31 protein-coding genes are annotated in these 25,293 nt (G+C 67.4%); 7 read left to right on the plus strand and 24 right to left on the minus strand.

From position 1 onward, the window contains the following. Positions 1–39: 39 nt before the first annotated feature. On the plus strand, positions 40–603 hold the full coding sequence (locus AC0IX4_RS07010; protein WP_056073953.1) for a dTDP-4-dehydrorhamnose 3,5-epimerase family protein: 564 nt from the start codon (positions 40–42) through the stop codon (positions 601–603). A gap of 4 nt (positions 604–607) precedes the next feature. Here the strand turns inward: AC0IX4_RS07010 and AC0IX4_RS07015 are convergent, their stop codons facing one another. From AC0IX4_RS07015 to ligD, 5 genes are all read right to left on the minus strand, one after another. Next, positions 608–1,645: an NAD-dependent epimerase/dehydratase family protein gene (locus AC0IX4_RS07015; RefSeq protein ID WP_471828802.1), complete on the minus strand. Its 1,038-nt coding sequence runs from the start codon at positions 1,643–1,645 to the stop codon at positions 608–610. Positions 1,646–1,650: 5 nt separating this feature from the next. Next, positions 1,651–2,334, minus strand: a complete 684-nt coding sequence (locus tag AC0IX4_RS07020; RefSeq protein WP_471828512.1) for a PIG-L deacetylase family protein — start codon at positions 2,332–2,334, stop codon at positions 1,651–1,653. Next, positions 2,331–3,140, minus strand: coding sequence for a glycosyltransferase family protein (locus AC0IX4_RS07025; protein ID WP_056073955.1), 810 nt, complete (start codon positions 3,138–3,140; stop codon positions 2,331–2,333). The genes AC0IX4_RS07020 and AC0IX4_RS07025 overlap by 4 nt, the downstream gene beginning before the upstream one ends. Further along, positions 3,137–4,393 carry a methyltransferase domain-containing protein gene (locus AC0IX4_RS07030; protein ID WP_471828513.1) on the minus strand — a complete coding sequence of 419 codons (1,257 nt, stop codon included), beginning with the start codon at positions 4,391–4,393 and terminating at the stop codon, positions 3,137–3,139. The genes AC0IX4_RS07025 and AC0IX4_RS07030 overlap by 4 nt, the downstream gene beginning before the upstream one ends. Positions 4,394–4,592: 199 nt before the next feature. Beyond that, the gene (ligD, locus tag AC0IX4_RS07035) at positions 4,593–5,552 is read right to left on the minus strand and encodes a non-homologous end-joining DNA ligase (RefSeq protein ID WP_471828514.1); all 960 of its coding nucleotides are present in this window, start codon (positions 5,550–5,552) and stop codon (positions 4,593–4,595) included. A 71-nt stretch (positions 5,553–5,623) separates the two neighbouring features. On the opposite strand from ligD, the gene AC0IX4_RS07040 reads away from it, so the two are divergent. Next, entirely contained in the window at positions 5,624–5,947 is a 324-nt protein-coding gene (locus AC0IX4_RS07040) for a putative quinol monooxygenase (RefSeq protein ID WP_042574964.1), read from the plus strand. Here AC0IX4_RS07040 and AC0IX4_RS07045 read toward each other — a convergent pair. Both AC0IX4_RS07045 and AC0IX4_RS07050 read right to left on the minus strand, forming a co-directional pair. After that, a complete protein-coding gene (locus tag AC0IX4_RS07045; protein WP_197074769.1) occupies positions 5,944–6,840 on the minus strand; it encodes an alpha/beta fold hydrolase in 897 nt (298 codons plus the stop codon). The two genes, AC0IX4_RS07040 and AC0IX4_RS07045, sit on opposite strands and share 4 nt — an antisense overlap. A gap of 7 nt (positions 6,841–6,847) precedes the next feature. Further along, positions 6,848–7,426: a TetR/AcrR family transcriptional regulator gene (locus AC0IX4_RS07050; protein WP_197074770.1), complete on the minus strand. Its 579-nt coding sequence runs from the start codon at positions 7,424–7,426 to the stop codon at positions 6,848–6,850. A 53-nt stretch (positions 7,427–7,479) separates the two neighbouring features. Here AC0IX4_RS07050 and AC0IX4_RS07055 point away from each other — a divergent pair, with 53 nt between their 5' ends. After that, positions 7,480–8,397 carry an oxygenase MpaB family protein gene (locus tag AC0IX4_RS07055; RefSeq protein ID WP_471828515.1) on the plus strand — a complete coding sequence of 306 codons (918 nt, stop codon included), beginning with the start codon at positions 7,480–7,482 and terminating at the stop codon, positions 8,395–8,397. Between the two features lie 142 nt (positions 8,398–8,539). Then, positions 8,540–9,376, plus strand: coding sequence for a DUF559 domain-containing protein (locus tag AC0IX4_RS07060; protein WP_471828516.1), 837 nt, complete (start codon positions 8,540–8,542; stop codon positions 9,374–9,376). Between the two features lie 58 nt (positions 9,377–9,434). Here the strand turns inward: AC0IX4_RS07060 and AC0IX4_RS07065 are convergent, their stop codons facing one another. Both AC0IX4_RS07065 and groL read right to left on the minus strand, forming a co-directional pair. After that, positions 9,435–9,923 (minus strand): alpha/beta fold hydrolase, encoded by a 489-nt coding sequence (locus AC0IX4_RS07065; RefSeq protein ID WP_471828517.1) that lies wholly within the window; start codon positions 9,921–9,923, stop codon positions 9,435–9,437. Positions 9,924–9,993: 70 nt separating this feature from the next. Further along, entirely contained in the window at positions 9,994–11,619 is a 1,626-nt protein-coding gene (gene groL, locus AC0IX4_RS07070) for a chaperonin GroEL (RefSeq protein WP_042575006.1), read from the minus strand. A gap of 381 nt (positions 11,620–12,000) precedes the next feature. On the opposite strand from groL, the gene AC0IX4_RS07075 reads away from it, so the two are divergent. Beyond that, positions 12,001–13,449, plus strand: coding sequence for an amino acid permease (locus tag AC0IX4_RS07075; protein ID WP_471828803.1), 1,449 nt, complete (start codon positions 12,001–12,003; stop codon positions 13,447–13,449). Here the strand turns inward: AC0IX4_RS07075 and AC0IX4_RS07080 are convergent, their stop codons facing one another. From AC0IX4_RS07080 to AC0IX4_RS07115, 8 genes are all read right to left on the minus strand, one after another. Further along, entirely contained in the window at positions 13,450–14,346 is an 897-nt protein-coding gene (locus AC0IX4_RS07080; protein WP_042574970.1) for a serine/threonine-protein kinase, read from the minus strand. It lies immediately after the preceding gene. Further along, the gene (locus tag AC0IX4_RS07085; RefSeq protein WP_042574971.1) at positions 14,343–15,140 is read right to left on the minus strand and encodes an HAD-IIA family hydrolase; all 798 of its coding nucleotides are present in this window, start codon (positions 15,138–15,140) and stop codon (positions 14,343–14,345) included. The genes AC0IX4_RS07080 and AC0IX4_RS07085 overlap by 4 nt, the downstream gene beginning before the upstream one ends. Positions 15,141–15,149: 9 nt before the next feature. Beyond that, a complete protein-coding gene (locus tag AC0IX4_RS07090) occupies positions 15,150–16,046 on the minus strand; it encodes a DMT family transporter (protein ID WP_056073964.1) in 897 nt (298 codons plus the stop codon). 4 nt (positions 16,047–16,050) lie between these two features. Beyond that, positions 16,051–16,593 carry a DUF6764 family protein gene (locus tag AC0IX4_RS07095; protein WP_231568699.1) on the minus strand — a complete coding sequence of 181 codons (543 nt, stop codon included), beginning with the start codon at positions 16,591–16,593 and terminating at the stop codon, positions 16,051–16,053. A 107-nt stretch (positions 16,594–16,700) separates the two neighbouring features. Continuing rightward, a complete protein-coding gene (locus tag AC0IX4_RS07100) occupies positions 16,701–17,042 on the minus strand; it encodes a UBP-type zinc finger domain-containing protein (protein ID WP_042574973.1) in 342 nt (113 codons plus the stop codon). Beyond that, a complete protein-coding gene (locus AC0IX4_RS07105) occupies positions 17,042–18,493 on the minus strand; it encodes an ATP-binding protein (protein ID WP_042574974.1) in 1,452 nt (483 codons plus the stop codon). Before AC0IX4_RS07105 ends, AC0IX4_RS07100 begins: the two co-directional genes overlap by 1 nt. A 32-nt stretch (positions 18,494–18,525) precedes the next feature. Beyond that, a complete protein-coding gene (locus tag AC0IX4_RS07110; protein ID WP_442971149.1) occupies positions 18,526–20,223 on the minus strand; it encodes an NAD(P)/FAD-dependent oxidoreductase in 1,698 nt (565 codons plus the stop codon). A gap of 55 nt (positions 20,224–20,278) precedes the next feature. Beyond that, a complete protein-coding gene (locus AC0IX4_RS07115; RefSeq protein ID WP_471828518.1) occupies positions 20,279–21,205 on the minus strand; it encodes a LysR substrate-binding domain-containing protein in 927 nt (308 codons plus the stop codon). 42 nt (positions 21,206–21,247) lie between these two features. On the opposite strand from AC0IX4_RS07115, the gene AC0IX4_RS07120 reads away from it, so the two are divergent. Then, positions 21,248–21,658 (plus strand): DUF5997 family protein, encoded by a 411-nt coding sequence (locus AC0IX4_RS07120; RefSeq protein WP_042574975.1) that lies wholly within the window; start codon positions 21,248–21,250, stop codon positions 21,656–21,658. A gap of 14 nt (positions 21,659–21,672) precedes the next feature. On the opposite strand, the gene AC0IX4_RS07125 is transcribed toward AC0IX4_RS07120, so the two are convergent. Then, positions 21,673–21,999, minus strand: coding sequence for a hypothetical protein (locus tag AC0IX4_RS07125; protein ID WP_471828519.1), 327 nt, complete (start codon positions 21,997–21,999; stop codon positions 21,673–21,675). 207 nt (positions 22,000–22,206) lie between these two features. Here AC0IX4_RS07125 and AC0IX4_RS07130 point away from each other — a divergent pair, with 207 nt between their 5' ends. Then, on the plus strand, positions 22,207–22,587 hold the full coding sequence (locus AC0IX4_RS07130) for a DUF1304 domain-containing protein (RefSeq protein ID WP_471828520.1): 381 nt from the start codon (positions 22,207–22,209) through the stop codon (positions 22,585–22,587). Positions 22,588–22,611: 24 nt separating this feature from the next. Here the strand turns inward: AC0IX4_RS07130 and AC0IX4_RS07135 are convergent, their stop codons facing one another. The 6 genes from AC0IX4_RS07135 to AC0IX4_RS07160 are packed head-to-tail and all read right to left on the minus strand — an operon-like array spanning position 22,612 to position 25,227. Then, positions 22,612–23,160: a hypothetical protein gene (locus AC0IX4_RS07135; RefSeq protein WP_471828521.1), complete on the minus strand. Its 549-nt coding sequence runs from the start codon at positions 23,158–23,160 to the stop codon at positions 22,612–22,614. Then, positions 23,157–23,930 carry an Asp23/Gls24 family envelope stress response protein gene (locus AC0IX4_RS07140; RefSeq protein ID WP_471828522.1) on the minus strand — a complete coding sequence of 258 codons (774 nt, stop codon included), beginning with the start codon at positions 23,928–23,930 and terminating at the stop codon, positions 23,157–23,159. Before AC0IX4_RS07140 ends, AC0IX4_RS07135 begins: the two co-directional genes overlap by 4 nt. Beyond that, positions 23,923–24,102, minus strand: a complete 180-nt coding sequence (locus tag AC0IX4_RS07145; RefSeq protein WP_027506261.1) for a DUF2273 domain-containing protein — start codon at positions 24,100–24,102, stop codon at positions 23,923–23,925. The genes AC0IX4_RS07140 and AC0IX4_RS07145 overlap by 8 nt, the downstream gene beginning before the upstream one ends. Before the next feature lie 26 nt (positions 24,103–24,128). After that, a complete protein-coding gene (locus AC0IX4_RS07150) occupies positions 24,129–24,422 on the minus strand; it encodes a hypothetical protein (RefSeq protein ID WP_471828523.1) in 294 nt (97 codons plus the stop codon). After that, entirely contained in the window at positions 24,419–24,757 is a 339-nt protein-coding gene (locus AC0IX4_RS07155) for a hypothetical protein (RefSeq protein WP_056073971.1), read from the minus strand. The genes AC0IX4_RS07150 and AC0IX4_RS07155 overlap by 4 nt, the downstream gene beginning before the upstream one ends. Further along, positions 24,754–25,227: an Asp23/Gls24 family envelope stress response protein gene (locus AC0IX4_RS07160; RefSeq protein WP_042574981.1), complete on the minus strand. Its 474-nt coding sequence runs from the start codon at positions 25,225–25,227 to the stop codon at positions 24,754–24,756. Before AC0IX4_RS07160 ends, AC0IX4_RS07155 begins: the two co-directional genes overlap by 4 nt. Positions 25,228–25,293: the final 66 nt, after the last annotated feature.

The raw sequence follows: 25,293 nt of genomic DNA on the forward strand, positions 1-25,293 counted from the left end.
CGTCGCACGGCACGGCCGGAGATCGGCGACACTGGTGCCATGCGCGTCGAGACCACACCTCTGCGAGATGTCCTGCTGTTCCTGCCCACGCCGCATCGAGACGACCGCGGCTTCTTCACGAGGACCTTCGACACGGAGATCTTCGACGCGGCGATCGACGAGCACACGACGCTCGCGACGCGAGCCGGTGACTTTCGTCAGGATTCGCAATCGCGTTCTGCTGCAGGTGTTCTGCGCGGCATGCACGGTCGCGGTGGACGCGGTGAGGCCAAGCTTGTCCGATGCGCGCGCGGAGCCGTACAGGACGTCCTCGTCGATGCCCGACCGGACTCGCCTACCCGGGGTCGGTGGATGGACGTCGTGCTGGACGACGTGGACTGTGCGCACCTGTTCGTGCCTCCGGGGCTCCTGCACGGATTCCTGACGCTCGGCGAGAGTGCCGACGTATGCTACCGCATCGACCGTCCGCACCAGCCCGGAGAGGACGTCGGTGTCCGATGGGACGACCCGGATCTGGCGATCGCGTGGCGCGCAACACCGACCACGGTGAGCGAGCGTGACGCGTCCGCGGGATCCTGGCGCGATCTCGTCGCCGGCGGCTGACGACTCACGCACTGCCGGCCCCGACGCGGATCCTGCGGAGATTGCCGTCGACGGCACCGGTCCGTTGGAGCTCTGTGACGCGGGCGAGCCGAGTGAAGCGCTCCGCGAGCGCCTCCCCGGTCAGACCGTGACGGGTATAGGCGTCGTACAGTTCCTCTGCGCCGGCTCGGACAGTCCATCGAGGAACGAACGCCGGCAACACCTCCCGTGCGGCCGAGAAGTCGACGCGGTACGAGCGTGGGTCCGACCCGTACTCCCCGGTGACCACCACCTCGGCGCCGGTGACCTCCGCGACCGTGTCGGCGATGTCGCGCACCGTGACATTGTTGTCCTCGGTGCCGATGTTCAACGCGCGGTTCCGGATCCGGTCGGCCGGAGCATCGAGGGCCGCGGCGAACGCCTGCGCGATGTCCAGAGCGTGGACCAGGGGCCGCCACGGGGTGCCGTCCGACTTGACGACGATGCGTCCGGTGAGGAACGCCGACGCCGTGAGGTCGTTGACCACGATGTCCGCACGTAGCCGCGGTGAGTATCCGAAGGCCGTGGCGTTACGCAGGAACACGGGGGCGAACGCCTCGTCCGCCATCGCGGCGACGTCGGCCTCCACGCGGACCTTGCTCACGGCATACGGAGTCAGAGGCCGGAGGACGGCATCCTCGGTCACCGCGTCCTGACCCGCCGCGCCGTAGACCGAACACGTCGACGCATACAGGAACCGGGACACGCCGGCGTCCTTCGCGGCACGCGCGAGGCGCACGGACGCATGGTGATTGATGTCGTGCGTGATCTCCGGAGCCAACGTTCCCAGCGGGTCGTTCGACAGCGCCGCGAGATGGACGACCGCGTCGAATCCTTCGAGATCATCGGCCACGACGTCGCGCAGGTCCGTCGCCAGGGTCGTCGGATCGGTCGGTGCCTCGCCGAGAACACAGTCCGCGAAGAGGCCGGAGTCCAGACCCACCACCGTGTGACCTCGGTCCTGAAGGACCGGGACCATGACGGTGCCGAGGTATCCCTGGTGTCCGGTGACGAGTACACGCATGGTCTTCACAAGCCTTTCCGGTGCGCCGTCGGACGTTCCGACGGTGGATGCTCCGTCCGCAGCAGCATCTTCTCCACGACGAATGCCTCCGCATATCGGTTGCGGCACTGCACCCCTCGTACCCGGGCGAGGCCGAGGAACGTCTCGGTGTCGTACCAGTCGTGGTGATGCTGGGACGGGTAGTGGACTGCCAGCAATTCCGCTTTGCGCACGGCGATCTCGTCACCGAGCGGATGGAAGAAGCTGGGAGTCGGGAGATCGGACTCCCATTTGATGATCTCGTAGCCCAGAATCAGATGATCGCGGAACACGGTCGGGACCGACTCCGCCAGCAGTCGGTGATCCTGGTGCGCATCGCGGCGCTGCGGCGCGAGGACGATGTCGGGTTCGCAGGTGCGGCGGAACTTCTCGAGGCCCTCCTTGACGGCGCTCCAGTGATCCGGGGTGCGACCGTCGGGAATGTCGAGCACGGTGAGCGAGAGCGGACCTTCGGAACAGAAGTCCGACAGTGCTTTTCGCTCCTCGGCCTCACGATCGGTGCCCCCGCCCGTCAGTACGAGAGCGTGAACTTCGGTCTCGCCCGAGCGGGTGAGGTCGAGGAGCGTCCCTCCGGCACCGATGGCGATGTCGTCGGGGTGCGCCCCGAGGACGGCCACCGAGCGGACACGACCGGGGGACAGGCCGATCATGCGACGACGCTCGACAATGCGGGCCGGTCCTGTGCGCCCTCCCATACCGCCCACGGGCGGATGCCGCGGCCGTAGTCGTTGTCCAGTTCCGCGCGTTCCTTGAAGGTGTCGGCAGGCTTCCAGAATCCCTGGTGCCGGTACCCGAACAGTTCGCCGCGACCTGCCAGCGCCATGCAGGCATCGCCGACCAGATCGCCGCCCTCGGGAATGTGGTCGAAGACTTCCTGGCTGAGGACGAAGTAGCCGCCGTTCTCCCAGATCGGGAAACGGCTGACCGGAACGATGTCCTTGATCTCGCCGGTCTCGGACACGTCGACGCAGTGGAAGCTCGACTGCGGCGGCACCACCAGCATCGACGCGACGGCGCCCGACTCGTGGTAGCGCTCGATCATGGTGTCCAGCGGCGCATCCGTGAGCACGTCGGAGTAGTTGGCCAGGAAGTACCGATCGCCGCCGAGATGGTCGCGGACACGACGCAGACGTTCGCCGATGGGCGACTCGACTCCGGTGTCCACGAACGTGATCGACCAGTCGCTCATGTCGGTGCTCAGCAATTCCACCTTGCCGTCGCGCATGACGAAGTCGTTGGACTGTTCCTCGTGATAGTCCAGGAAGAACTGTTTGATCGCGGCTGCGCCGTAGCCGAGACACAGGATGAAGTCCTTGTGCCCGTAGTGGGCGTAGTACTTCATGATGTGCCAGAGCAGCGGGCGGGGTCCGACCATCTGCAACGGCTTCGGGATCTCGTCGTTGCGGTCGTTGCGCATGCGCATGCCGTAACCGCCGCAGAAGAGAACGACCTTCATGACAGAGCCTCCGATGTGTCGGACCGCGAGTAGTCCGCGGTGTGGAGAACGGGGAGCGGGAACACGACGCGCCCACCCCAGTCGGCGACGTAGCCCAGTTGCTCGGTGAGCTCGCGCTCGAGGTTCCAGGGCAGGACCAGCACCACGTCCGGCTCGTCCGCCGCGATGCGATCGGGATGGTGCACGGGGATGCGGGTCCCCGGGGTGTATCGACCGTGCTTGTAGGGGTTCCGGTCGACGGTGTACTCCACGAGGTCCGTCCGGATGCCGCAGTAGTTGAGCAGGGTGTTGCCCTTGCCCGGCGCGCCGTACCCGACCACTCGTTCACCGCGCCGACGGCATTCGAGGAGGAACTCGAGCAGAGTGGCGCGCACGGCGCGCGCCGCGTTCTCCAGCCCGCGGTACCCGTCGACGTGGTGCAGGCCGGCACGGCGCTCGGCAGCGAGAATGTCGAGCATCCGCTCGCTGGGCGGCCCCGCGTTCGACGACGGTGTCGCCCAGAGTCGGATGGAGCCACCGTGAGTGGGGAGTTCCTCGACGTCGACGACGGTCAGGTCGCCCTCGGCCAGCGCCCTCGTCGCGGTCAGAACCGTCCAGTACTGGAAGTGCTCGTGGTAGACCGTGTCGAACTGGGCGTCGGCCACCAGGTGGAGTGCGTGATGCACCTCGATGCTGACCATGCCCCGGTCCGAGACCAGGGCCCGCAGACCCTCGGTGAAGCCGGCGACGTCCGGGATGTGCGCGTAGACATTGTTCGCGACGACCAGATCGGCCGGACCGTGCGCGGCACGCACTCGCGCCGCGGTGTCGGGGTCGAGAAACGCCGTCTCGGTGGGTACGCCGGTATCACGCGCCGCTGCACCGACATTCGCGCTGGGCTCGATGCCGAGGCATCGGATGCCGGCGTCCACGACGTGCTGCAGAAGGTATCCGTCGTTGCTGGCGACCTCCACGACGAACGAGCTCTCCGACAGGGCGAGCCGATCGACAGCCCCCGTCACGAAGGTCCGGGCGTGTTCGACCCAGCTGCTCGAGAACGACGAGTAGTACGCGTATTCGGTGAACGTCTCGGCCGGTGTCACCAGCGCCGGAATCTGCAGCAACAGGCATTCCCGGCAGATCCGCAGATGGAGCGGATACGTGGGCTCGGGGTCGTCCAGTTGCGCGGCAGTGAGGAACGACTCGCAGGGAGGAGTGGCCCCCAGGTCGAGGACGCTCTCGAGGTCGGTGGATCCGCAGAGGCGGCAGAGCATGTGCAGTCCTAACGACAGGCAGCACGCTCGGTTCTCACGCTCGACGAGCGAGTCCGACCGGCCGCGCTGCTTTGTACGATTTGCACGTATTCTGCCACACAAACCGACCCAGTGCCGGTTTATGACCCCGAATCATTCGTTTGGTCTACACTGACGATGGCGTGAACAGCAGTGACATCCCACAGGCGTCAGGGAAGGATCACGCCTGTTCCTCGGGCTCGGACAGTCCTTCCCGCTCGTCCCGCTCGGCCCATTCGATCAGCGGCTCGATCGAGTACGCCGCATCGTCCATTCCGGCGTGCAGATCGCCCAGGTCGGCATACCGCGCGGGCACCGTGTACATCGTCAGGTCACCGGGCTCGACGTCCGCGATCTCGTCCCACGTGATCGGAGTCGACACGGTCGCATCCTGATTCCCGCGCACCGAATACGCGCTGGCGATGGTGTGATCCCGCGCGTTCTGGTTGTAGTCGACGAACAGCTTCGAAGGATCGCGATCCTTACGCCACCACGTCGTAGTCACGTCCTCGGGTGCGCGCCTCTCGACCTCGCGGGCGAACGCCAGTGCAGCCCTGCGCACATCCTTGAACCCGTGATCCGGGGCGATACGGACATAGACGTGTAACCCGTTGCCACCCGACGTCTTCGGCCATCCGACAGCGCCCAGTTCGTCCAGCACCTCGTGAACCACACACGCGACACGTCGGACACGGTCGAACGAGCAGTCGGGCATCGGATCCAGATCGATCCGCCACTCGTCCGGACTCTCCACGTCGGCGCGGCGACTGTTCCATGGATGGAACTCCACCGTCGACATCTGCACGGCCCAGATCACGTGCGCCAGTTCCGTGACGCAGAGTTCGTCCGCGGTGCGGTTGTAGCGCGGGAAGGTGACCTTCACGGTCTCCATCCAGTCCGGAGCACCCTTGGGCAGGCGCTTCTGATGCACCTTCTCCCCCGCCAGGCCGTCCGGGAAGCGGTGCATCATGCACGGCCGCTCGCGAAGTGCGCGCACGATGCCGTCCCCGACGGACAGGTAGTACTCGACCAGATCCCGCTTCGTCGCGCCGCTCGCGGGGAAGTACACGCGGTCGGGGTTGGACACCCGCACCGTGCGTCCGCGGACATCGAGCTCGATCGCCGGTGACGTGGCTGCCATGCTCGCGATACTAGTGCGGGCCGAGGGGGTACACAGGGAGTCGACCTGTCCGCTCGTTCGAAGGAGCCCCGTTGATCTTCATCACCGCCAAGTTCAGAGTAAAGCCCGAGCACGCCGACGACTGGCCGCAGATCTCGCGCGCCTTCACCGAGGCGTGTCAGGCGGAAGAGGGATGCCTCTGGTACTTCTGGTCGCGCACGCTCGACGACCCCACCGAGTACGTCCTGGTCGAGGCATTCCGCGATCCCGATGCCGGCGCGGCCCACGTCCAGTCGGACCATTTCAAGCAGGCGCAGAAGGACCTCCCGCCGTACCTGCAGGAGACCCCGAAGATCATCAGCCAGGAAGTGGACGGTACGGACTGGAACGAGCTGGGAGAGCTCGCAGTCGACTAGTTCTCCGCCAGCGTCCGGACGGCGTCGGCGAATTGTCCCGGGAGTTCCTGGGGCGGATTGTGCCCGGCGTCGACGGCGCGGACGTCGATCAGATCGGTGAAGTGCGCCGAGTGGTCGGATACTCCGTACAGCGCCGCCACGGTGTCCTCCGTCGGATCGATCACGATGGTGGGCACCGTGATTCGCGGTTGCGTCGCCAACAGCTGTTCGGTCTCGGCGTACGCCGCGTCACCCGGTGCCAGGTCGTACCGGTGGCGGTACGAATGAACGGCTACGTCCACGAAATCCGGGTTGTCGAACGACGGCGCCGTGGCGGCGAACTCGGAGTCACCGAACCTCCACGTCGGCGACCAGTCGGTCCACAGTGTCTGTGCGATCTCCGCGCGGTACGCCGCCAGACCGGCGCGACCTCGCTCGGAATGGAGGTAGTACTGGTACCAGTACCTCTTCTCCAGATGCGGTGGCGCCGGCGTCGTCGCAGCCGCCGCGCGGTCCTGCACCAGGTACCCGGACACGCTGAGAAGACCCGACACCGACTCCGGCCAGACGGCTGCGACGACACACGCGGCCCGGCCGCCCCAGTCGTACCCGGCGACGAGTGGCCGGTCGAGGTCCAGCGCCGCGATCAGGTCACGCAGGTCGTGGCCGAGTGCCGCCTGTTCTCCCGACCGCATCGCCTCTGCGTCGGCAAAGCGTGTCGGGCCGAAGCCGCGCAGATACGGAACGACCACATCGAACCCCTGCTTCGCCAGGATGCGCGCGACATCGTCGAAGCAGCGGGGGTCGTACGGGAAGCCGTGCAGCAGTACGACAGTCCGCCCCGCCGGATCGCCGTGGCGCTCGTAGGCGACGTCGAGAACCCCGGCCCTGACGGTGCTGATCACTGGTGCCATGGGTCCATCATGCCCGTCGACCACCGCGGCCGGCCGAGGTGACGACATCGATGCAATGGTCGACGAACCGCTGTCGATCGACCTCGATTCCGCCGTCGAGGTACATCGTGAACAGAGCCGTGAGCGCCCCCACGACGCCGGTCGCCGTCAACTGCCGGTCAACCTCGTCGGACTCGAGCTGCTCGCCCACCACCGACACGAAGACGGGCATCGTCGTCATGCCCAGCGTGCTCAATGCAGGATCCACGAACGGCGCTGTCAGAAGCACTCGGCCACGAGCCGGTTCGTCGATCATCAACTCGACGAACGCCGTGACGGCGCGGCGGGCGCGCTCGTCCGGGCGACGGGCCTGACCCACGGCCGTGACCAGTGCCTCGCGCGCACCCTCGGCGACCTCGCGATAGACGGTGCGCACGAACGTGTCCCGATCGGTGAAGTTCTCGTAGAAGTAGCGTTCGGTGAGCGAGGCGCGCGAACACACCGAGCGCACGGTGACCGCGGGCCGACCGACCGAGCCGAGAAGTTCCACCCCGACCGCCAGCAGGGTTGCGCGCCGCTGCTCCCGTCGGGCCTCGAGCGTGGTCACGTTGCGACACCTCACTGTTGACGACCGTCCACCCAGGACCCTACGGTGACAACATGCGTAGTCAGCCGTTGGGGCAGGAGTCACTTACCTGGCGATACTTCGGGGACTGGCGCGGCATGCTGCAGGGGCCCTGGGCCGGCTCCATGCAGAACATGCACCCGGCCCTCGGCGCTGCCGTGACCGAGCACTCGACCTTCGAGTCCGAGCGATGGCAGCGCGTGATGCGGTCGCTGTACCCGATCGGCGGCGTGGTCTTCGACGGCGACCGTGCCGCGGACACCGGCGCTCGAATCCGTAACTATCACAAGGACATCAGCGGTCTCGACGCCCACGGGAAGCCGTACCACGCCCTCGATCCCGACGTCTTCTACTGGGCGCACGCCACGTTCTTCGTCGGCACGATGCTCACCGCCGACTACTTCATGGGTGGCATCACCGAGGCCGAGCGTGAGCAACTGTTCGTCGAACACCGGCAGTGGTACTCCCTGTACGGCATGAGCATGCGCCCGGTTCCCGAGACCTGGCCCGACTTCCAGCGCTACTGGGACCACATGTGCCGCGAGGTGCTCGAGGACACCGCCGCCGCACGCTCGGTGCTCGACATGTCCGCCCTCCCCCGGCCACCCTTCCTCCCCTGGCTGCCCAGGCGGTTGTGGGGGCTGCTGCTCCCCGGCATCGAGAAGTCCGCGGTCCGGATGACTGTCGGCCTCTACGACCCGGCGGTCCGAGATCTCCTGGGCTACAACTGGACCGACAGGGACGAGCGGTGGCTTCGCCGTGTCGGCACACTGGTGAACCTCGCCTTCCGCATGGTCCCGGCGCGCCGGCGTATGCATCCCCGCGCCCGAGCCGGCGTCGACATCGCTGCCGGTCGGCAGCCCGCGAACTCGCCGCTCGCGGAGACCCCCGCCCGCAACCTGCCGCCCCTCGGCCATCGGAACAACCCCAGGCATTACGTACCCGGCCGCTGATTGCGTGCCTGATCGTCCACAACTCACGTGATGCAACGGGATCCCGTCGATTCGATCGAGTTGTGGACGCTGAGGCACGGTTATCCACAGGGCGACCGTCGACCCCTGGCGCCACCAGGACGAGCGCGTCCACACTGTGCGGGTGACCGTTCTGAGCCGAGCCGAGTTGCTGCGCAACGGGATCGGCAGGAGTGCCATCGCGCGACGCGTCGCATCGGGCTCACTGCACAGGGTGCTGCCCGCCATCTATTCGACGGTGCCACCGAGCTACGAGGACGTGTGCCGGGCCGTCCTGCTCTGGAAACCCGCCGCGGTGTTCAGCCACGACACCGCTGCGTGGATGTGGGGACTGCTCGACGCCCAACCTCTGACGGTGCATGCCACGGTGCCGCTGACAGCCTCGTACCGGAGCCCGCCGCGGGTGACGGTGCACCGCCGCCACCTGACCACAGTCGTCTACCAGGACCTGCTTCCCCTCGTGACGAAGGAGCAGTGCTTCGTCGACGTCGCGACGACTCTGAGCGAGGCGGATCTGGAACGCTTCGTCGACCACGCACTCACGCAGCGTGTGCGCTGGCGTGCAGTCGCACTGGCCTGCGACGCAGCCCGCGGTATGCACGGCGTTCCGGCCGTACGAGAACAGCTTCGCCGCTGTTGCCCCCGCACGCTGTCCGAACCGGAACGCCTGGTGGCGAGGGCGCTCGCTCGGCGGAACTTCCCCTTGGAGATCAACGGTGAGGTGGGCCCCTACTACGGGGATCTGGTCGACCGACGCGGACGAGTGATCGTCGAGATCGACGGTCGCGAGTTCCACATCGACCCGCATACGTTCACCAGGGACCGAGTCCGCCAGAACGACCTGGTCTTGGGAGGTTGGCTGGTGCTGCGCTATTCCGCAGCCACCGTGAAGGCACAGACCGACGAGGTGGTGGAGCAGATCATCACCGTGGTGCGACGCCGACGCAAAGCCCGTGCCTGAGGTACCCGAAGTCGACCCCATCGACGGGATCCCGTCGATGGGGTCGAGTTGTGGACACTCAGGCACTGTGCACCGAGGCCGCCACCTCCCCGAGCACCCCCTCGAACTGGTGCCCACCGTGCTCGTGCTCGACCACCCGAGCATCGGGGAGCGCCGCGGAGGCGAGGGCGAGGTGTGAGAAGGGGACCACCTCGTCGTCGCGGCAGTGGTGCAGCGACAGAGACACCCCGAGCGGCGCGGAGTATTCGTACTGAGGAACGTCCCAGCCGGACGTAGTCCAGTCGGGCATTGCCAGCAGCGTGGCGGCGGGAAACGGGACCGAGGCGAGCACGTGCAGCAGGACGGTGGCGCCGAAGGAGTGGGCGACGACGATGTCGGGTCCGGCATCGAGCCCGCGGCGCACGTACGCCGCCCACGCATCGACGGACATGTCGTCGTCCGGGATGCGCGGCATGTCGACGGCCGCACCGAGCAGGGAGCCGAGCCCCTCGGCCAGCGGCAGATCGTCGTCCTCGCCGCCGGCACCGTGGATGAACAGCATTCTCATGGCCTACATCCGAACACGGAAAAGCCCGGCCCACCAGAAGGTGGGCCGGGCTTCTACGACAGAGCTGGACTCAGAAGTCCATGCCGCCCATGCCACCGGTCGGATCGCCTGCAGGCGCTCCGGCCTTCTCGGGCTTGTCGGCGACGACGGCCTCGGTGGTGAGGAACAGAGCCGCGATCGACGCTGCGTTCTGCAGTGCCGAGCGGGTGACCTTGACCGGGTCGTTGATGCCGGCAGCGAGCAGGTCCTCGTACTCGTTGGTCGCGGCGTTGAGGCCGTGTCCCAGCGGGAGGTTGCGGACCTTCTCCGCGACGACGCCGGGCTCGAGGCCGGCGTTGAACGCGATCTGCTTCAGCGGTGCTTCGAGGGCGACGCGAACGATGTTCACGCCGGTTGCCTCGTCACCCGTGAGGTTGAGGTTCTCGAGTGCGGGAGCGGACTGCAGCAGAGCCACGCCACCACCGGCGACGATGCCCTCTTCGACAGCAGCCTTGGCGTTGCGCACGGCATCTTCGATGCGGTGCTTGCGCTCCTTGAGCTCGACCTCGGTCGCAGCTCCGGCCTTGATGACTGCAACGCCACCGGCCAGCTTGGCCAGGCGCTCCTGCAGCTTCTCGCGGTCGTAGTCCGAGTCGGAGTTCTCGATCTCGGCGCGGATCTGCGAGACACGACCGGCGATGGCGTCGGCGTCGCCGGCACCTTCGATGATGGTGGTCTCGTCCTTGGTGATGACGACCTTGCGTGCGGTGCCGAGCAGCTCGAGTCCGGCGGTCTCCAGGGAGAGGCCGACCTCTTCGCTGATGACCTCTCCACCGGTGAGGATGGCGATGTCGGCGAGCTGTGCCTTGCGGCGGTCACCGAAGCCCGGTGCCTTGACGGCGACGGACTTGAAGGTGCCACGGATCTTGTTGACCACGAGGGTGGAGAGAGCTTCGCCCTCGACGTCCTCGGCGATGATCAGCAACGGCTTGCCGGACTGGATGACCTTCTCCAGCAGGGGAAGCAGATCCTTGACCGTCGACACCTTGGAGCTCACGAGCAGGATGTACGCGTCTTCGAGGACGGCCTCCTGGCGCTCTGCATCGGTGACGAAGTAGCCGGAGATGTAGCCCTTGTCGAAGCGCATGCCTTCGGTGAGCTCGAGCTGCAGGCCGAAGGTGTTGGACTCCTCGACCGTGATGACGCCTTCCTTGCCGACCTTGTCCATGGCCTCGGCGATGAGCTCGCCGATGGACGCGTCGCCTGCGGAGATACCAGCGGTAGCAGCGATCTGCTCCTTGGTGTCGATCTCCTTGGCGGACGCGAGCAGGGACTCGGTGACAGCGGCGACCGCTGCTTCGATGCCGCGCTTGAGGCCGAGCGGGTTCGCACCGGCTGCGACGTTGCGCAGGCCTTCGCGGACGAGTGCCTGAGCGAGGACGGTCGCGGTGGTGGTTCCGTCACCGGCAACGTCGTCGGTCTTCTTGGCAACCTCTTTGACCAGCTCTGCGCCGATCTTCTCGTAGGGGTCGTCCAGCTCGATCTCCTTGGCGATGGAAACACCGTCGTTGGTGATCGTGGGGGCGCCCCACTTCTTTTCGAGTACGACGTTGCGACCCTTGGGGCCCAACGTCACCTTGACTGCGTCGGCGAGGGCATTGAGGCCTCGCTCGAGGCCACGGCGTGCCTCTTCGTCGAACGCGATGATCTTGGCCATTGCGAAGTGATCCTCCGGATTGGGGGTGACACGCGAGCGACCACGGGTGGGTCGCTCCATTTCCACATCCGGCCGAGTCGGTGCCCGCGACGGACGATCAGGGGTGTCGATGATTCCCGATCTCACCTCGTCGACCTGGCACTCACAGTACGCGAGTGCCAAACAGATTTCTAGCACTCGGGGTGGTCGAGTGCAAGGAGCAGGGATTCACACGGTGTTCACGCGCGGGAACGACGACGGAACACCGGAGGAGAAAGATCGCACGAGCGCCGAGTTCCTCGGTGGCAGAACCGAATCGGACAAACCGAACACGCCTACCCGCGCGGACGAAAGGACATCACCGTGTCCGATGCAGTCGACACCACCTATGACAATTCCGCGATGGCCCACGAGGAGGAGGGCTACGACAAGGGTCTGAAACCGCGCCAGCTGCAGATGATCGCGATCGGCGGCGCCATCGGCACCGGCCTGTTCCTCGGAGCGGGCGGCCGACTCGAATCCGCAGGCCCCGGCCTCTTCATCGTCTACGCCGTCTGCGGCGTCTTCGTCTTCTTCATCCTCCGGGCACTCGGCGAGCTGGTCCTGCACCGCCCGTCCTCCGGATCCTTCGTCTCCTACGCCCGGGAGTTCTACGGAGAGAAAGCAGCCTTCGCCGCGGGCTGGATGTACTTCCTGAACTGGGCCATGACGGCGATCGTGGACGTCACCGCCGTCGCCACCTACATGCACTACTGGGGAGCGTTCAAGGGCATTCCTCAGTGGACCATCGCGCTGATCGCCCTGGCCATCGTGCTCGCGGTCAACCTGGTCTCGGTGAAGTGGTTCGGCGAGATGGAGTTCTGGGCCGCGATGATCAAGGTGGCCGCACTGGTCACCTTCCTCGTCGTCGGCACCGTGTTCCTCGCGGGCCGCTTCGAGGTCGACGGACAATCCACCGGGTTCGGCGTCATCTCCAGTAGTGGCGGGCTGTTCCCCACCGGCGCCTGGCCGCTGGTGATCGTGACCTCGGGTGTCGTCTTCGCGTACGCCGCCGTCGAGCTGGTAGGTACCGCCGCCGGCGAGACGGAGAACCCGGCGAAGGTGATGCCGCGAGCGATCAACTCCGTCATCGTCCGCATCGCACTGTTCTATGTGGGTTCGCTCGTCCTGTTGGCATTGCTGCTGCCGTACACGACGTACAAGTCGGGCGAGAGCCCCTTCGTCACTTTCTTCTCCCGCATCGGCATCGAGGGTGCCGGCACCATCATGAACATCGTCGTGGTCACCGCGGCGCTGTCCAGCCTCAACGCCGGCCTGTACTCCACGGGCCGGATCCTGCGGTCGATGGCCATGAACGGCAGCGCACCGTCCTTCACGGCCAAGATGAGCAAGAACGGCGTTCCGTTCGGCGGCATCCTCCTCACCGGGGCTCTGACACTCTTCGGCGTCGCGCTGAACGCGTTCAAGCCGGGCGAGGCGTTCGAGATCGTGCTGAACATGTCGGCGCTCGGCATCATCGCCTCGTGGGCGACGATCGTGCTGTGCCAACTGCAGCTCTACCGCTGGAGCAAGAAGGGCATTCTCGACCGGCCGTCGTTCCGACTCTTCGGAGCCCCGTACACGAGCTACGCGACGCTGGTGTTCCTCGCCGCGGTGCTGGTGCTGATGGCACTCGACGCGCCCATCGGCACGTGGACCGTCGCCACGCTCGTGGTCATCGTGCCGCTGCTGATCGGCGGATGGTTCCTGGTGCGCAAGAGGGTGCTGGCCGTCGCGGAGGAGCGCATGGGATACACGGGCAAGTACCCCGTCGTCGCGAACCGTCCGGTGGATCCCGAAGCACCCGAGTAACTATCGACGCCGATACCAGGGCCGTAGCGGCGGTGGCGGTGGCACGTATCCCTCGAGGGCACGGGCCACCGCCACACTCATGTCGTGGCACGAGCCGAAACGGTCGGCCGGGTCCTTGGCCATCGCACGGTGGACGACAGCGTCGACTGCCCTCGGAAGATCGGCGCGACGGGTACTGATGTCCGGTGGTGTGCGGGTGAGGTGCGCATTCATGACGGCGAACTGTGTGGGCAGCGGGAAGGGTGTGCGTCCCGTCAACAGTTCGACGAGCGTCGCACCCAGGGCGTAGATGTCGGTCCGCGCCGTTAGCGTCTCGCCGCGGAGAAGCTCCGGCGCCGCGTACCCGATGGACGCGAGGACGGTTCCGTCGTCGGACACCAGCGGCATCCTCTCGTCGACCATGCGCGCGATACCCCAGTCCGACAACAGGACCTGTTCGAGTTCGCCCGGATCGACCACCGTCGAGATGAGGATGTTCGCGGGCTTGACGTCCCGATGCACGACGCCGACGCCGTGCGCATGATCGAGCGCGTGCGACACCTCGTCGACGATGCGGGCGGCCCGCAGCACATCCATCGGTATCTGGCCGCGCGCCACCAGCCGTGCGGCGCTGTATCCGTCGACATAGTGCATCGACATCCACAGTCGGCCGTCGCAGTCGCCGTGGGCGTGCACCGCGACGATGTTCCGATGACGCAGTCGCACGCCGAGTTCCGCCTCGGCGACGAACTTGCGCCGGATAACCTCGGACTGCGATGCCGCAGCGTCCAGGATCTTCAGAGTCTCGAGCTCGGTGGAGCCCTCCCGGTGCACGAGGTACACCTCGCTCATGCCGCCGCGCCCCAGGATCCTCTCGATGCGGTGACCCGCGAACTCGGACCCCGGGGGCAAGATCACGACGCCCCGATGTCCAGCACGGCCGGCAGGTCCGCGACCGAGTCGACGACAAAGGCGGGCTGCATCGCGTACTGGTCGCGGGCGTGCCGGTCGAGTCGCTCCTGACGGAACTTGCCCGTGCGCACCAGAACTCCGCGCATTCCCACGACCTGGGCCGCGAGAACGTCGTTGTCCAGATCGTCGCCCACCATGACGACCAGATCCGGGTCGACACCCATCCGCTCGGCCGAGGTCTGGAATCCGAGCGGTGCAGGCTTGCCGACGGCGGTGGCCTTGCGCCCCGACGCCGACTCCATTCCCGTCAGATACATTCCCGTGTCGATGCGCAGGCCCTTCTCGTTGGTCCACATCAGACTGCGATGCATCGCGACGACGGGCACGCCCTGGCACATCCAGTCGTAGACGCGGCTCAGGGCGTCGTGCGTGAACTGTTCGCCCGCACCGCCGAGCACGACGACGTCGGGATCGGTGTCGACCCATTCCACTCCAGGCAGGTCGTCGGCGATGACCCCGCTGTTGAGGAGCACGCAGCGAGCACCCGGGTACGTGGTGCGCAGGTGGTCCGCCGTCAGGGTTGCGGCGGTGACGATCTCGTCGGCGTGGACCTCGATCCCGGAGCCGCCGAGAGCGTCGGCGATCTGCTCGCGCGTCTTCGACGTCGTGTTGGTCAGGAAGGCGCACGCGACGTCGTGGTCCCGCAGGATCTTCACGGTCTCCGCCGCGCCGGAGATGGGCTGCCAGCTGGACATGAGTACACCGTCGATGTCGAACAGCACCCCACCGATCGGACTCATGCGACGAGCCTAGTGGCGCTCCGGGTTCGGGGCAGGATGGGCGGAATCGACGTCCTCGGACGCTCCCGCCGACCGGGCGAGCGCGACGGCCGCCACCAGCACCAGGACCAGTGCTGCGACCAGGAGCGCCGTCACCTCGGGGTCCGCGTCGAGGTATTCGCCGAGGACGACGAAGCCCAGCAGCGATGCGACCATCGGTTCCATCACCGTGGTGGCCGGCAGCGATGCCTGCAATGCGCCGACCTGGAATGCCGACTGCTGCAGGGAGATGGCGACGACGGCCACGCCGATCAGCGCGTAGAGCTCGACCGACGTCATCAGCGGAACGATGCCTCGCCCGGCGAGATGGACGACGGCCTTGGTCAGCACGGCGGCGACTCCGAACAGCGCGCCGCCCGCGAGGCCGAGCAACAGCGCCCGCCGCGAGCGTGACCCCGTTCTGGATGCGACCACGCAGGCGGCGACGAACGGAAGCCCGATGCACAGCACGATGATCCAGTGGCGCGTCTCGGCGCGTTCGACGCCGGGCCGGGGGTCGCCGACCACGACGAGCACCGCGATCGCGGCGGTCAGAATCGATGCCCACGCCCAGTCCTTCGCCCCGACGGCACGCCCCGAGAAGCGTGCGCCGAGAGGAAGAGCGAACAGGAGCGACGTCACCAGCAGTGGTTGCACCAACAGCAGAGAGCCGAGACCGAGTGCCGCGGCCTGGAGGGCGTATCCCCCGATGCCCACGACGGTGCCGAACCACCACAGTGGTTCGCGCACCAGCGCGGTGATCGGTCCCAGCCTCCCGACGGCGTCGTCGGGAACCGCCGAGGCCGACCGTTGACGCACCACCGTCCCCACCGCGATGCAGAGCGCTGCGCCGAGCGCGCAGACGACGGCGAGGACGGTGTCGTTCACTCGGCTACGAACCGGCGATGCAGGACCGTCCGGTGGAGAGGTCGAGAGCGAAGGAGTTCAGTCCGGCGCAGTCCACCCCGGTGACCGTGCTCGCGGTGGCGCCGCCGCCGTAGCCGGCGATGGCGATGGAGGTGCCGCCGTCGGTGGCGAACGACTGCGAGATACCGCCGCCGATCGAGTACGAGTACGAGGTGCCCGCTCCCAGAACGGCACTGAGCGCCGTGCCGAAGCCTGTCGCGTTCGAGGTGGACCGGCCACCGTCGGCGACGCTGACCGCGGTGCCGCTGTCGGCCGCGGACGAGGTGGCGACACCGGCGCCGGTGGCCTTCGCTCCGCAGCTGGCCGTCCCGTTCACCTGGATGTCGTTGGCCGACGGCGGCGAGACGCAGGAGACCGGGGCGGCCGTGGCGACACCGGTGCCGAGGATCGCGCCGGCGGCGACGGTGGCGCCGACGGCGACGGCTGCGCTGAATCGCGTTGCACGAGAGCGACTTCGATCCGAACGTGTGATGGAGGAGAAGAAGGACTGGGTGGAGTGAAACGACACGGACGGCTCCTGAGGCTGTGCGAGAGAATGCATCGTGCAATGCACCGCAGACCTTACCGCGCCGAATGACCTACCGGTGAGTAACGAGGTAACGATTCGACAGCGCGTCAGCGGACGCGGTTCTGCCAGTCCCACGGCACCCGCGACGCAGGACCGGGAACGGTCTGGTCCAGCGGATGATGCTGCGGCGCAGCCAGTTCGGGTCCGTCGAAACCTTCCTCCGTCACGTAGTCCCAGAACCAGGTCTCGCCGGGTTCGTACGACTGCACGATGGGGTGTCCGGAGCCGGCGGCGTGGGCGCTCGCATGCTGCGACGGTGACGAGTCACAGCATCCGACGTGACCGCACTGTGCGCACCGGCGCAGATGCACCCACCACCCTCCGGTGGCCTCGCAGTCCGCGCATCCGGGTCCGCTCGGCGCCGCCGTCGGGTCGATTCCTGCAGTCATCAGATCTCCTCTTCCGCTGTCGGCATCGGCGCGCCGGTCGGCCCGTCGATCGGAATCCTGACCTGGAACCGGGTGTCCCCCGGTTCCGACAGCAACCGTAGGTCGCCGCCGTGCTTCTTCACCACGATCCGCCAGGAGATGTCGAGCCCCAGGCCGGTGCCCTCGCCCACCGGTTTGGTGGTGAAGAACGGTTCGAAGATGCGTGAGCGGATCTCCTCGGGCACCCCGGGGCCCGTGTCGCAAATTTCGACGAGGGCCGTCTCGCCTTCCCGCGCGGTTCTCAGCGTGAGCGTTCCGCGGCCGCCCATCGCCTGGACGGCGTTGTCGATCAGGTTGGTCCATACCTGGTTCAGTTCGGCCGCGTACGCCGCCACCGGAGGCAGCGCGGGATCGAAATCCTTGACGACGCGGATGTCGTCGCCGATCTTGCGTCCGAGCATCACCAGCGTGCTCTTGAGCAGGACGCGCAGGTCCGCGCGCTGGAAGGGTGCACGGTCCATCTGCGAATACTGCTTCGCCGCATTCACCAGCGTCGACACCCGCGTCGTCGAGTCGGAGATCTCGTTCATGAGCAGCTCGGTCTCGATGGTGTAGTTGAGCCACCGGATCGTGCTCTCGAGAAGGTCCTTGCCGGTGTCCGCGGCGACGCGTTCGAGCCAGTTCGAGTCGATACCTGCCTGGACGAAGGTGGGAGCCAGATCCCAGCCGTCGGTGATCCCGTGCTCGTCGAACCACTCACCGAGCACGTCCTCGCGATCGGAGGCCTCCATCGGACTCAGATCCGGTGCCTTGCCGACCAGCTCGGCGGCCTCGTCCTGCAGACGGATCAAGCCCGTCAGCGAGTCGGTGTCGTAGACACCCGAGGCGATGACCCCGAGTTTGCGCCGCATGTGCGACACCCGATCTCGCAGTGCCGCCGTCGCGCGGACCGCCGCCGCAGCAGGGTTGTTCAGCTCGTGCGTCAGGCCGGCCGACAACGACCCCAGAGCCAACAGCCGTTCCCGCTGGTCGATGACCTGTTTGCTGTTCTGCTGCCCGAAGAAGAGTCCCTCGAGCATGTGCACGGCCATCGGGAACCACTCGCGCATCAGGTCCCCGAACCGCTCGGAGTCGAGCACGAAGAACCGGGACGGACGCGTCACGTCCATCCCCGACATGTACTTCTGCGGAGCGCGGTCCCCGAGGTACGCCTGCCACGCGCCCGCGTAGACGCCGCGCGACGACGTGCGGTTGACCTCGATCTTCTCGCCACCCGACATCTTGGTCAGCACCAGTTCCCCGTCCAGGAGGACGTAGAAGCACGTGGCGTCGTCACCCTCGGCGAACACGGGACCGGCCTCGATCATCTCCACGTGCCCGTTCTCGCACAGCTGCGCGAGCTGGTGCTCGTCGAGAGCCTCGAAGAGGAAGAGCGTCTTCAGTTCGTCGGTGCTGCAGTCGAGTTCGGTCATGATTTCCAGCTCTCTCACAGGGTGCGCGAGGTTCAGGGTTGCGCGAGGTAACGGTGGACGAGCATGACGGCCATCGCACCTTCACCGACGGCCGACGCGACGCGTTTGGCGGAATCCGCACGGACGTCACCGGCCGCGAAGATTCCGGGCACGCTGGTCTCGAGATGGTGCGGTGCGCGGTCGACCGACCACCCCGGCGGTCGAGTGCCGTCGACCGTGAGGTCCTGACCCGAGACGACGAAGCCGTGGCGGTCGCGCACCACGACACCGTCGAGCCACTCGGTCCGCGGCGCCGCCCCGATGAAGAGGAAGAGGTAGCCGGTGTCGACGGTCTCCTCGGCGCCGGAGACCCTGTCGCGCAACGTGATCCGTTCCAGGTGTCCGTCCCCGTCCGCGGCGGTCACCTCGGTGCAGGAGCGGACCGAGATGACGGGGTTCTTCTCGATCTGCTGCACCAGGTAGTACGACATCGACGCCTCCAGCGACTCCGCGCGCACGACGATGGTGACGGACTTCGCCCACTTCGACAGATACATCGCGGCCTGCCCTGCCGAGTTGGCACCGCCGACGATGTAGACGTCCTGTCCCGTGCACCCGACCGCTTCGGTCACCGCGGACCCGTAGAACACGCCGCGACCCGCGAAGTCGTCGACACCCGCCGCCGGGTGCCGGCGGTACGAGACTCCCGTGGCCAGGATGATCGAGTGGGCGGCGATGGTGGTGCCGTCGGTCAATCGGACGAGGCGCGCCGGCCCGTCCACTTCGAGGCCGGCGACCTCACGCGTGGTGATCAGCTCGGCGCCGAACTTCTCCGCCTGCCGACGCGCACGTTCGGCCAACTGCGCCCCGGAGACACCGTCGGGAAAGCCCAGGTAGTTCTCGATGCGTGAGCTCTGGCCCGCCTGCCCGCCCGTCGCAGTGCGCTCGACCAGAACCGTCTTCAATCCCTCCGAGGCGCCGTAGACCGCGGCGCCGAGTCCGGCGGGTCCACCACCGACGACGACGAGGTCGTAGAACTCTTCCGTCGGCGTCGTTCCCAGTCCGAAGTAGTCGGCCAACTCGGTGTCGGTGGGGTCTACCAGGCACGATCCGTCGGCGCACACGACCACGGGAAGCGTGCGGTCGTCGTGTCCGGCGGCGGCGAGGAGTCGAGCACCCTCGGGCTCGTCCGCCAGGAACCACCGGTACGGAAGTCGGTTGCGAGCCAGGAACTCTCGCATCTCGGACGAACGGGACGCCCAGCGACCTGCGACGACCTTGGTTTCGAATATCGGCCGGATGTCGGCGGCGTGCCACGACTCGAGCAAGGTGTCGACCACCGGGTACAGCTTCTCCTCCGGCGGATCCCACGGCTTGAGGAGGTAGTAGTCGAGGTCGACGACGTTGATCGCCTCGATGGCGGCATCCGTGTCCGCGTAGGCGGTCAGCAGCACGCGACGCGCGAAGGGGAACACGTCCATGGCCTGTTCGAGGAACTCGAGACCGCTCATCGACGGCATCCGATAGTCCGCGAGCAGCACGGCGACCTGGTCACCGCGCAGTGCGATCTCCCGCAATGCCTCGAGCGCCGATTCACCGGACTCCGCCCGGATGATGCGGTAGTTCTCGCCGTACTTGCGGCGGAGGTCACGGGCTACCGCGCGGGAGACACCCGGATCGTCGTCCACCGTGAGAATTGCCGGCTTGCTCCGTGAATCCGACGTTCGGGCAACCTGATCGGGCACGATCACACCTTTCGGGACTGACGAGACGTTTCCGGACGAACGCACCGCTGCAGAAAGTATGTCAGCGTCGTCGACGCGGTGCCTGAGTCCGCTTCGCCGGAGTCCGTTTCGCGGGTGCCGCCTTCTTCTTGGCAGGGGTCGACCGCTCGACCTCGGACCGCGAGCTGTGTGCCGCTCGCCCGCGCACGACGCCGAGGAATTCCTGGGCCAGGTCGAGCGAATCGGTCGGCTCGTCGCGAGCTCCGGCCATCGGCCAGGCCAGCATGATCGCGGTGGGGTCGGCGTCGCTGACCGGCCGGTAGAGGAGATCCTTGCGGCTGTGCAGACGGGCGAGCGAGTGCGGGAGGATCACCGGACCGACACCTGCCGCCACCATCTCCAGGGTGACGTCCAGCGTGGGCTCCGACCGATCCGTCAGCTCCTGCAGGGTCTCACCGCTCAAGTCTTCGGTCGTCACCGACTCGTAGGCCGTCGCGGGGTGGTCCTTGGGGACCACGACCACTGCCACCTCCGAATACAGCGGCACGCAGTGCAGGCCATCCCGGTCACCCGGGTCGCGGACGAAGCACATGTCGACGCGACCCTCGCGCACCGCGGTGATCTGCTCGGATTCCTCGACGACCACCGTCTCGAGGATCGTCCGGGGAAAGCGCTCCGCCCAGATACGAGTCCACTTGGTGACGGTCACTCCGGGAACGAACCCGACCGTGAGCGTGGGCAGCGTGGGAGCGGCTGCGGCGGCCTCGGCTCGCGCCCGGTCGTCCTCGGCGACGACTTCGCGCGCGTGCTCCAACAGAGTGCGCCCCGCATCGGTGAGTTCGGTGGGCCCGTCACCGGGAACGAAGAGAGGTTCGCCGACGGCGTCCTGCAGGTCGAGAACGGCGGCGCTCAGGCGTTGCCGGGAGATGTTCAGCGCCTTCGCGGCGCGACCGAAGGCCAGGATCTCGGCGACCGTGATGTACCAGCGCAGGACCGTCGGATCGTTCACCTGCACAGACTAGTCGCACACCGCGGACGCTAGGATGTCGCGGTGAGCCAGGATGCGAATGCCCAGACGATGAAGCCATTGACGGCAGCCGCCAAGCTCGGCATCTACCTCCCTGCCGCGCCCGAGGACTTCCGTGCGCAGCCCATCTCGCGCGGCGACCTCGACGCACTGCGGGCAGATCCGCCGGAGTGGCTGACACAGCTGTGGACCGCCGGGCCGTTCCCGCGCGATGTCGTGGCACGCAAACTCGGCGTCACCAACACGGCGTTGTCACGGCACGATGTGTCCGACTCGATGACTCAGGCGCAGATCGACGACCTGATCGCAGCGGAGCCGGCGTGGTTGACCAAGGAACGCGAGAACTTCGCCGAGGTCCAGCGTGAAGCGATCCGCGTCAAGGAGAAGGACGCTGCTCGACGCGCGGAGTCGAACCGCCCGCCCAAGAATCGCTGACCGCGTCGGCCGACTCAGCCGACCGCAGCGTGGACGACGACGTCGTCGTCCAGCGCGACGAGGTGTGCCGTCCGACGCTGTGCGACCTCGTCGACCTCACCGAGCAGTGCGGCGACGAGTCCTGCGGGATCCGTGGCCCACCGACACTCGATGGCCGCGATCTCTCCCGGCAGGAACAGGCCGGTGGAACGGAGGTCCGAGATCCAGCGGGTGATGTCGCCGGCTCCGATGAGCTCGAGAGCATCGTGATCGACGCCGATCTCGAACTCGTCACAGAACACGGCGCTGATCAGATCGGTGTGGCCGATGTTGACCGCGTGGCTGGTCACGACGTCGTGCATGTGTATCTCCCCGACACGAGGGGCGTCGACACGACGCCGGATCGATCCTGTGTAACGACTGGGAAGTCACAAACGATGTACAGCCCTGGTCGTGGCCCGAAGCGTACGCGTCGGACGGCGTTCGCAGTGGACCTCGCGAATGTCGGTGACAGAACACAGTGACGCGGACATGACACGCGTCGGCACCGACAGCGCATACTGACCCGCATGATCGCCGCCGCCGCCGTCCTCGCGGGAATCGCCGCCCTGCTCCACGCCTACATCTTCGTGCTCGAGTCGGTCGTGTTCCGCTCGCGTGGACGCACCGTCTTCGGTGTCCGTGACGACGCCGAAGCGAAGGTCGTCGAGCGATGGGCCTTCAACCAGGGCTTCTACAACCTGTTCCTCGCGGTGGGTGCCGCCGTGGGTGCCCTCGTCCTGGTGACCGGTGACCGCCACGTCGGCGCGGCGTTGATCTTCCTGGCGGCCGGGTCGATGGTCGGAGCGGGCAGTGTTCTGCTGGCCACCGACCGTCGACTTCTCCGCGGCGCCCTGGTCCAGATCGTTCCGGGTGCGCTCGCCGTGGTGGTCACCGCACTGAGCCTCTAGTCGTCTGTCACGAAGAGTCGTCTGTCACGAACCGGACAGGAGCACCCGCACGCCGACGGCGTCGTCACCGACCACCGATGCCACTGCGGAGCGGACGTCACCCAGGTCACGGGCCACCGTGGCCGTCGCCGCACCCTTCTCCGCTCGCGCGATCACGGTGATGACCGGAACCCGCCGACCGCTGATGCGCTCACGGCGGAACCTCGATCGTGCGGACTTCACGCCGTCGACGGCCCTCGCGGCCTCGGCCGCCTTCTTGGTGACGGCGCGCAGATCGACCGTCACGGTGCCCTCGGGGTCGTCCGTCACGGGGAGCGCGAGGTCACGGCCGCTCGACGACGGAAGCCGACGCACCAGTGACAGCAGTACCAACAAGGCCACCAGGACACCGGCGCCCAGGAGCGCCCACGGCCACCACTGCTGATCCTGCAGGTCGACGACCGACGACGCGTCGATCGACTCGATGCCGAGGCGGTCCTGCTTCCACAGCACCGCGGCGACTCCGAGAGCGGCGACGGCGAGGCCGATGATCAGGACCCCGAGCCTGTCGAGGACCACGGTCGAGCGCTTCATCGTGCGTCCTCGCTGTCCGTGGTCGGGGTGGGTGCGGCGTCCTTCTCGGTGAGCGACGCGACGTCCGACTTGTGCACCCACACGTCGTCCGCGATGCCGCTGGGGCGGTACCGGCGTGCGCGCCACTTGAGCGCTGCGAGCACCAGGAGCGCACCGATCACCGCGAGGGCGATGCCGACCGGGAACATCCAGGACTGCACGGTGAGGCCGTCGATCGCGTCGAGCGCATCGGCGGTCCACGCGCTTCCGGTCAGCACCGACAGCCCGACCAGACCGTCGCGGATCAGGACGGCAGCTCCCGCCAGCAGCAGAAGAGAGAGGAGGATCGCGAGCGGGGTCGCTGCCGGGGTCGCGAGGGGACGCGGCGCCGGAACCGTGATCGCGTCGCCGGCCGCGAATGCGGGCCCGGTTTCGCCGAAATCACCCACGTGGACATCGACGGAATCCGTGGTCAAGCCCGACTCGGACATGCCGCGGACGATGTCGCGACGCAGGTCGGTGGCGACGGTCGCTGCGGACAGCGGCCACCGCGAGGTCACGTCGACGGCGGCCCGGACGTGGTCGTCCTGCTTGGTCACCTTCACCCGTGACGGGCGGCGACCGAAACTACCTCCGGCGGTGAGCACACCGCTGGTTCGCGTCAGCGACGCATCGGCGATGCGCTCGACCGCACGGTCGAGCACCGTCAGTGTGCCCCGGCTGCCGGGGTCGGCGAGCTCGACGGTCTCGGGAACGTCGGCCGGCGCGGGGACGTCGGACGACTCAGCCACGGCCGCGACCTCGGAGAAGTGCTTCGGGGTCGAAGTTTCCGTCGCGATAGGCGCCGACGGCGAACCCGATGGCGCCCAGGACGAGTGCGACGAGGAATCCGGTGAAACCGCCGGCGGCGGCCGCAACGGCCAGCAGCAGACCGGCGAGAAGACCGATGGTGGAGGAAGTCATGGTGCTCCGATCGAGAGTGGGGTGACTTACGAGATGTCGGTGCGGGGCAGGTCGATGTAGGTGCGTCGACTCGGGAGCATCGAGCGCACTGCCTTCAGACGCCTCGTCACGAGGCTTCTGCGAGACAGTCCGACGATCGGGGAGGACGTGGCACGGGTCGACCCGACACTCGACGACCGGGCGTAACGAGCGTCGACGGCGCGGAGCGCATCGATGAGCGCCTGCGCATCGCCGCCCGCGTCGGGGTGGTGAGCACGAGCTGCCGCACGCCGGGCCTCGCGGTAGGCGCGGTCGGCGTGCGGCAGCTGCTCGTCGGTCACGGGCGCAGAGTACCCGCGGGGGGATCGTTCGACTCCGCCTCGTTCTCCGGCGCTGCGACGTCCTCGACGACCACGTGAACCGGGGCGTCGACGACCGCGCGAACGGCCCGTCGCACCGCGTCCGCGGTGTCCCGAACGACAGCGTCGGGAGTCACGGCGATGTGGATCTCGGTCGCGTCGTCACGGATGGCGACACCCGCCACGCGCCTCCCCGGGAGGTACGTGCCGATCTCGCCGAACATTCCGCCGTGTAGCGCCGCGACACCGGCCACAGCCGTCACCGCGTCCGCGACGAGATCGGCGCGGTCGCTACCGGACGGGGCCGTGGGGCTCATCGAACGCGCGCGGGTGCTGCGTCGTCGTGAGTGTCTTCCTCTTCGAACAGGTAGACGTCGTGGACCGTGATGTTGACCTCGGTCACCTGCAGTCCGGTCATCCGCTCGACCGCGTCGATGACGTTGCGACGGATGCCCGTCGCGAGATCGGCGATCGACACTCCGTAGTCGGCCACGATGTCGATGTCCACGGCTGCCTGGCTCTCGCCGACCTCCACGGACACGCCCTGCGAGTGGTTGACGCGGGCGCCCGGGATGCGCTCACGCAGTGCGCCGATGGCGCGGGTGGCGCCGCCGCCCACGTCGTGCACGCCCTGGACCTCGCGGGTGGCGATGCCGGCGATCTTGGAGACCACGACGTCCGCGATGGTGGTGCGGCCGTCCGAGGCGACCAGCGCGCCGGAGGAGTCGGCGGTCTTGTCCAGGGTGCCGTTCGCGGTGGAGGTGGTGGAACCGGTGGCGGTCGTCATCTTCTGTCGTCCTTTCGAAGGATTCGAGTGAGCGCCGGATGTGGCGCGTCATCGAGAAGTCGATGT

It is taken from the genome of Rhodococcus sp. AC861 (genome assembly GCF_979256035.1).

Excerpts from the sequence above, each read along its gene's own strand:
- AC0IX4_RS07010 (WP_056073953.1), top strand. The coding sequence starts at position 40 with ATGCGCGTCGAGACCACACCTCTGCGAGATGTCCTGCTGTTCCTGCCC.
- AC0IX4_RS07015 (WP_471828802.1), bottom strand. The coding sequence starts at position 1,645 with ATGCGTGTACTCGTCACCGGACACCAGGGATACCTCGGCACCGTCATG.
- AC0IX4_RS07020 (WP_471828512.1), bottom strand. The coding sequence starts at position 2,334 with ATGATCGGCCTGTCCCCCGGTCGTGTCCGCTCGGTGGCCGTCCTCGGG.
- AC0IX4_RS07025 (WP_056073955.1), bottom strand. The coding sequence starts at position 3,140 with ATGAAGGTCGTTCTCTTCTGCGGCGGTTACGGCATGCGCATGCGCAAC.
- AC0IX4_RS07030 (WP_471828513.1), bottom strand. The coding sequence starts at position 4,393 with ATGCTCTGCCGCCTCTGCGGATCCACCGACCTCGAGAGCGTCCTCGAC.
- ligD (WP_471828514.1), bottom strand. The coding sequence starts at position 5,552 with ATGGCAGCCACGTCACCGGCGATCGAGCTCGATGTCCGCGGACGCACG.
- AC0IX4_RS07045 (WP_197074769.1), bottom strand. The coding sequence starts at position 6,840 with ATGGCACCAGTGATCAGCACCGTCAGGGCCGGGGTTCTCGACGTCGCC.
- AC0IX4_RS07055 (WP_471828515.1), top strand. The coding sequence starts at position 7,480 with ATGCGTAGTCAGCCGTTGGGGCAGGAGTCACTTACCTGGCGATACTTC.
- AC0IX4_RS07065 (WP_471828517.1), bottom strand. The coding sequence starts at position 9,923 with ATGAGAATGCTGTTCATCCACGGTGCCGGCGGCGAGGACGACGATCTG.
- groL (WP_042575006.1), bottom strand. The coding sequence starts at position 11,619 with ATGGCCAAGATCATCGCGTTCGACGAAGAGGCACGCCGTGGCCTCGAG.
- AC0IX4_RS07075 (WP_471828803.1), top strand. The coding sequence starts at position 12,001 with ATGGCCCACGAGGAGGAGGGCTACGACAAGGGTCTGAAACCGCGCCAG.
- AC0IX4_RS07085 (WP_042574971.1), bottom strand. The coding sequence starts at position 15,140 with ATGAGTCCGATCGGTGGGGTGCTGTTCGACATCGACGGTGTACTCATG.
- AC0IX4_RS07100 (WP_042574973.1), bottom strand. The coding sequence starts at position 17,042 with ATGACTGCAGGAATCGACCCGACGGCGGCGCCGAGCGGACCCGGATGC.
- AC0IX4_RS07105 (WP_042574974.1), bottom strand. The coding sequence starts at position 18,493 with ATGACCGAACTCGACTGCAGCACCGACGAACTGAAGACGCTCTTCCTC.
- AC0IX4_RS07125 (WP_471828519.1), bottom strand. The coding sequence starts at position 21,999 with ATGCACGACGTCGTGACCAGCCACGCGGTCAACATCGGCCACACCGAT.
- AC0IX4_RS07130 (WP_471828520.1), top strand. The coding sequence starts at position 22,207 with ATGATCGCCGCCGCCGCCGTCCTCGCGGGAATCGCCGCCCTGCTCCAC.
- AC0IX4_RS07135 (WP_471828521.1), bottom strand. The coding sequence starts at position 23,160 with ATGAAGCGCTCGACCGTGGTCCTCGACAGGCTCGGGGTCCTGATCATC.
- AC0IX4_RS07145 (WP_027506261.1), bottom strand. The coding sequence starts at position 24,102 with ATGACTTCCTCCACCATCGGTCTTCTCGCCGGTCTGCTGCTGGCCGTT.
- AC0IX4_RS07155 (WP_056073971.1), bottom strand. The coding sequence starts at position 24,757 with ATGAGCCCCACGGCCCCGTCCGGTAGCGACCGCGCCGATCTCGTCGCG.
- AC0IX4_RS07160 (WP_042574981.1), bottom strand. The coding sequence starts at position 25,227 with ATGACGACCGCCACCGGTTCCACCACCTCCACCGCGAACGGCACCCTG.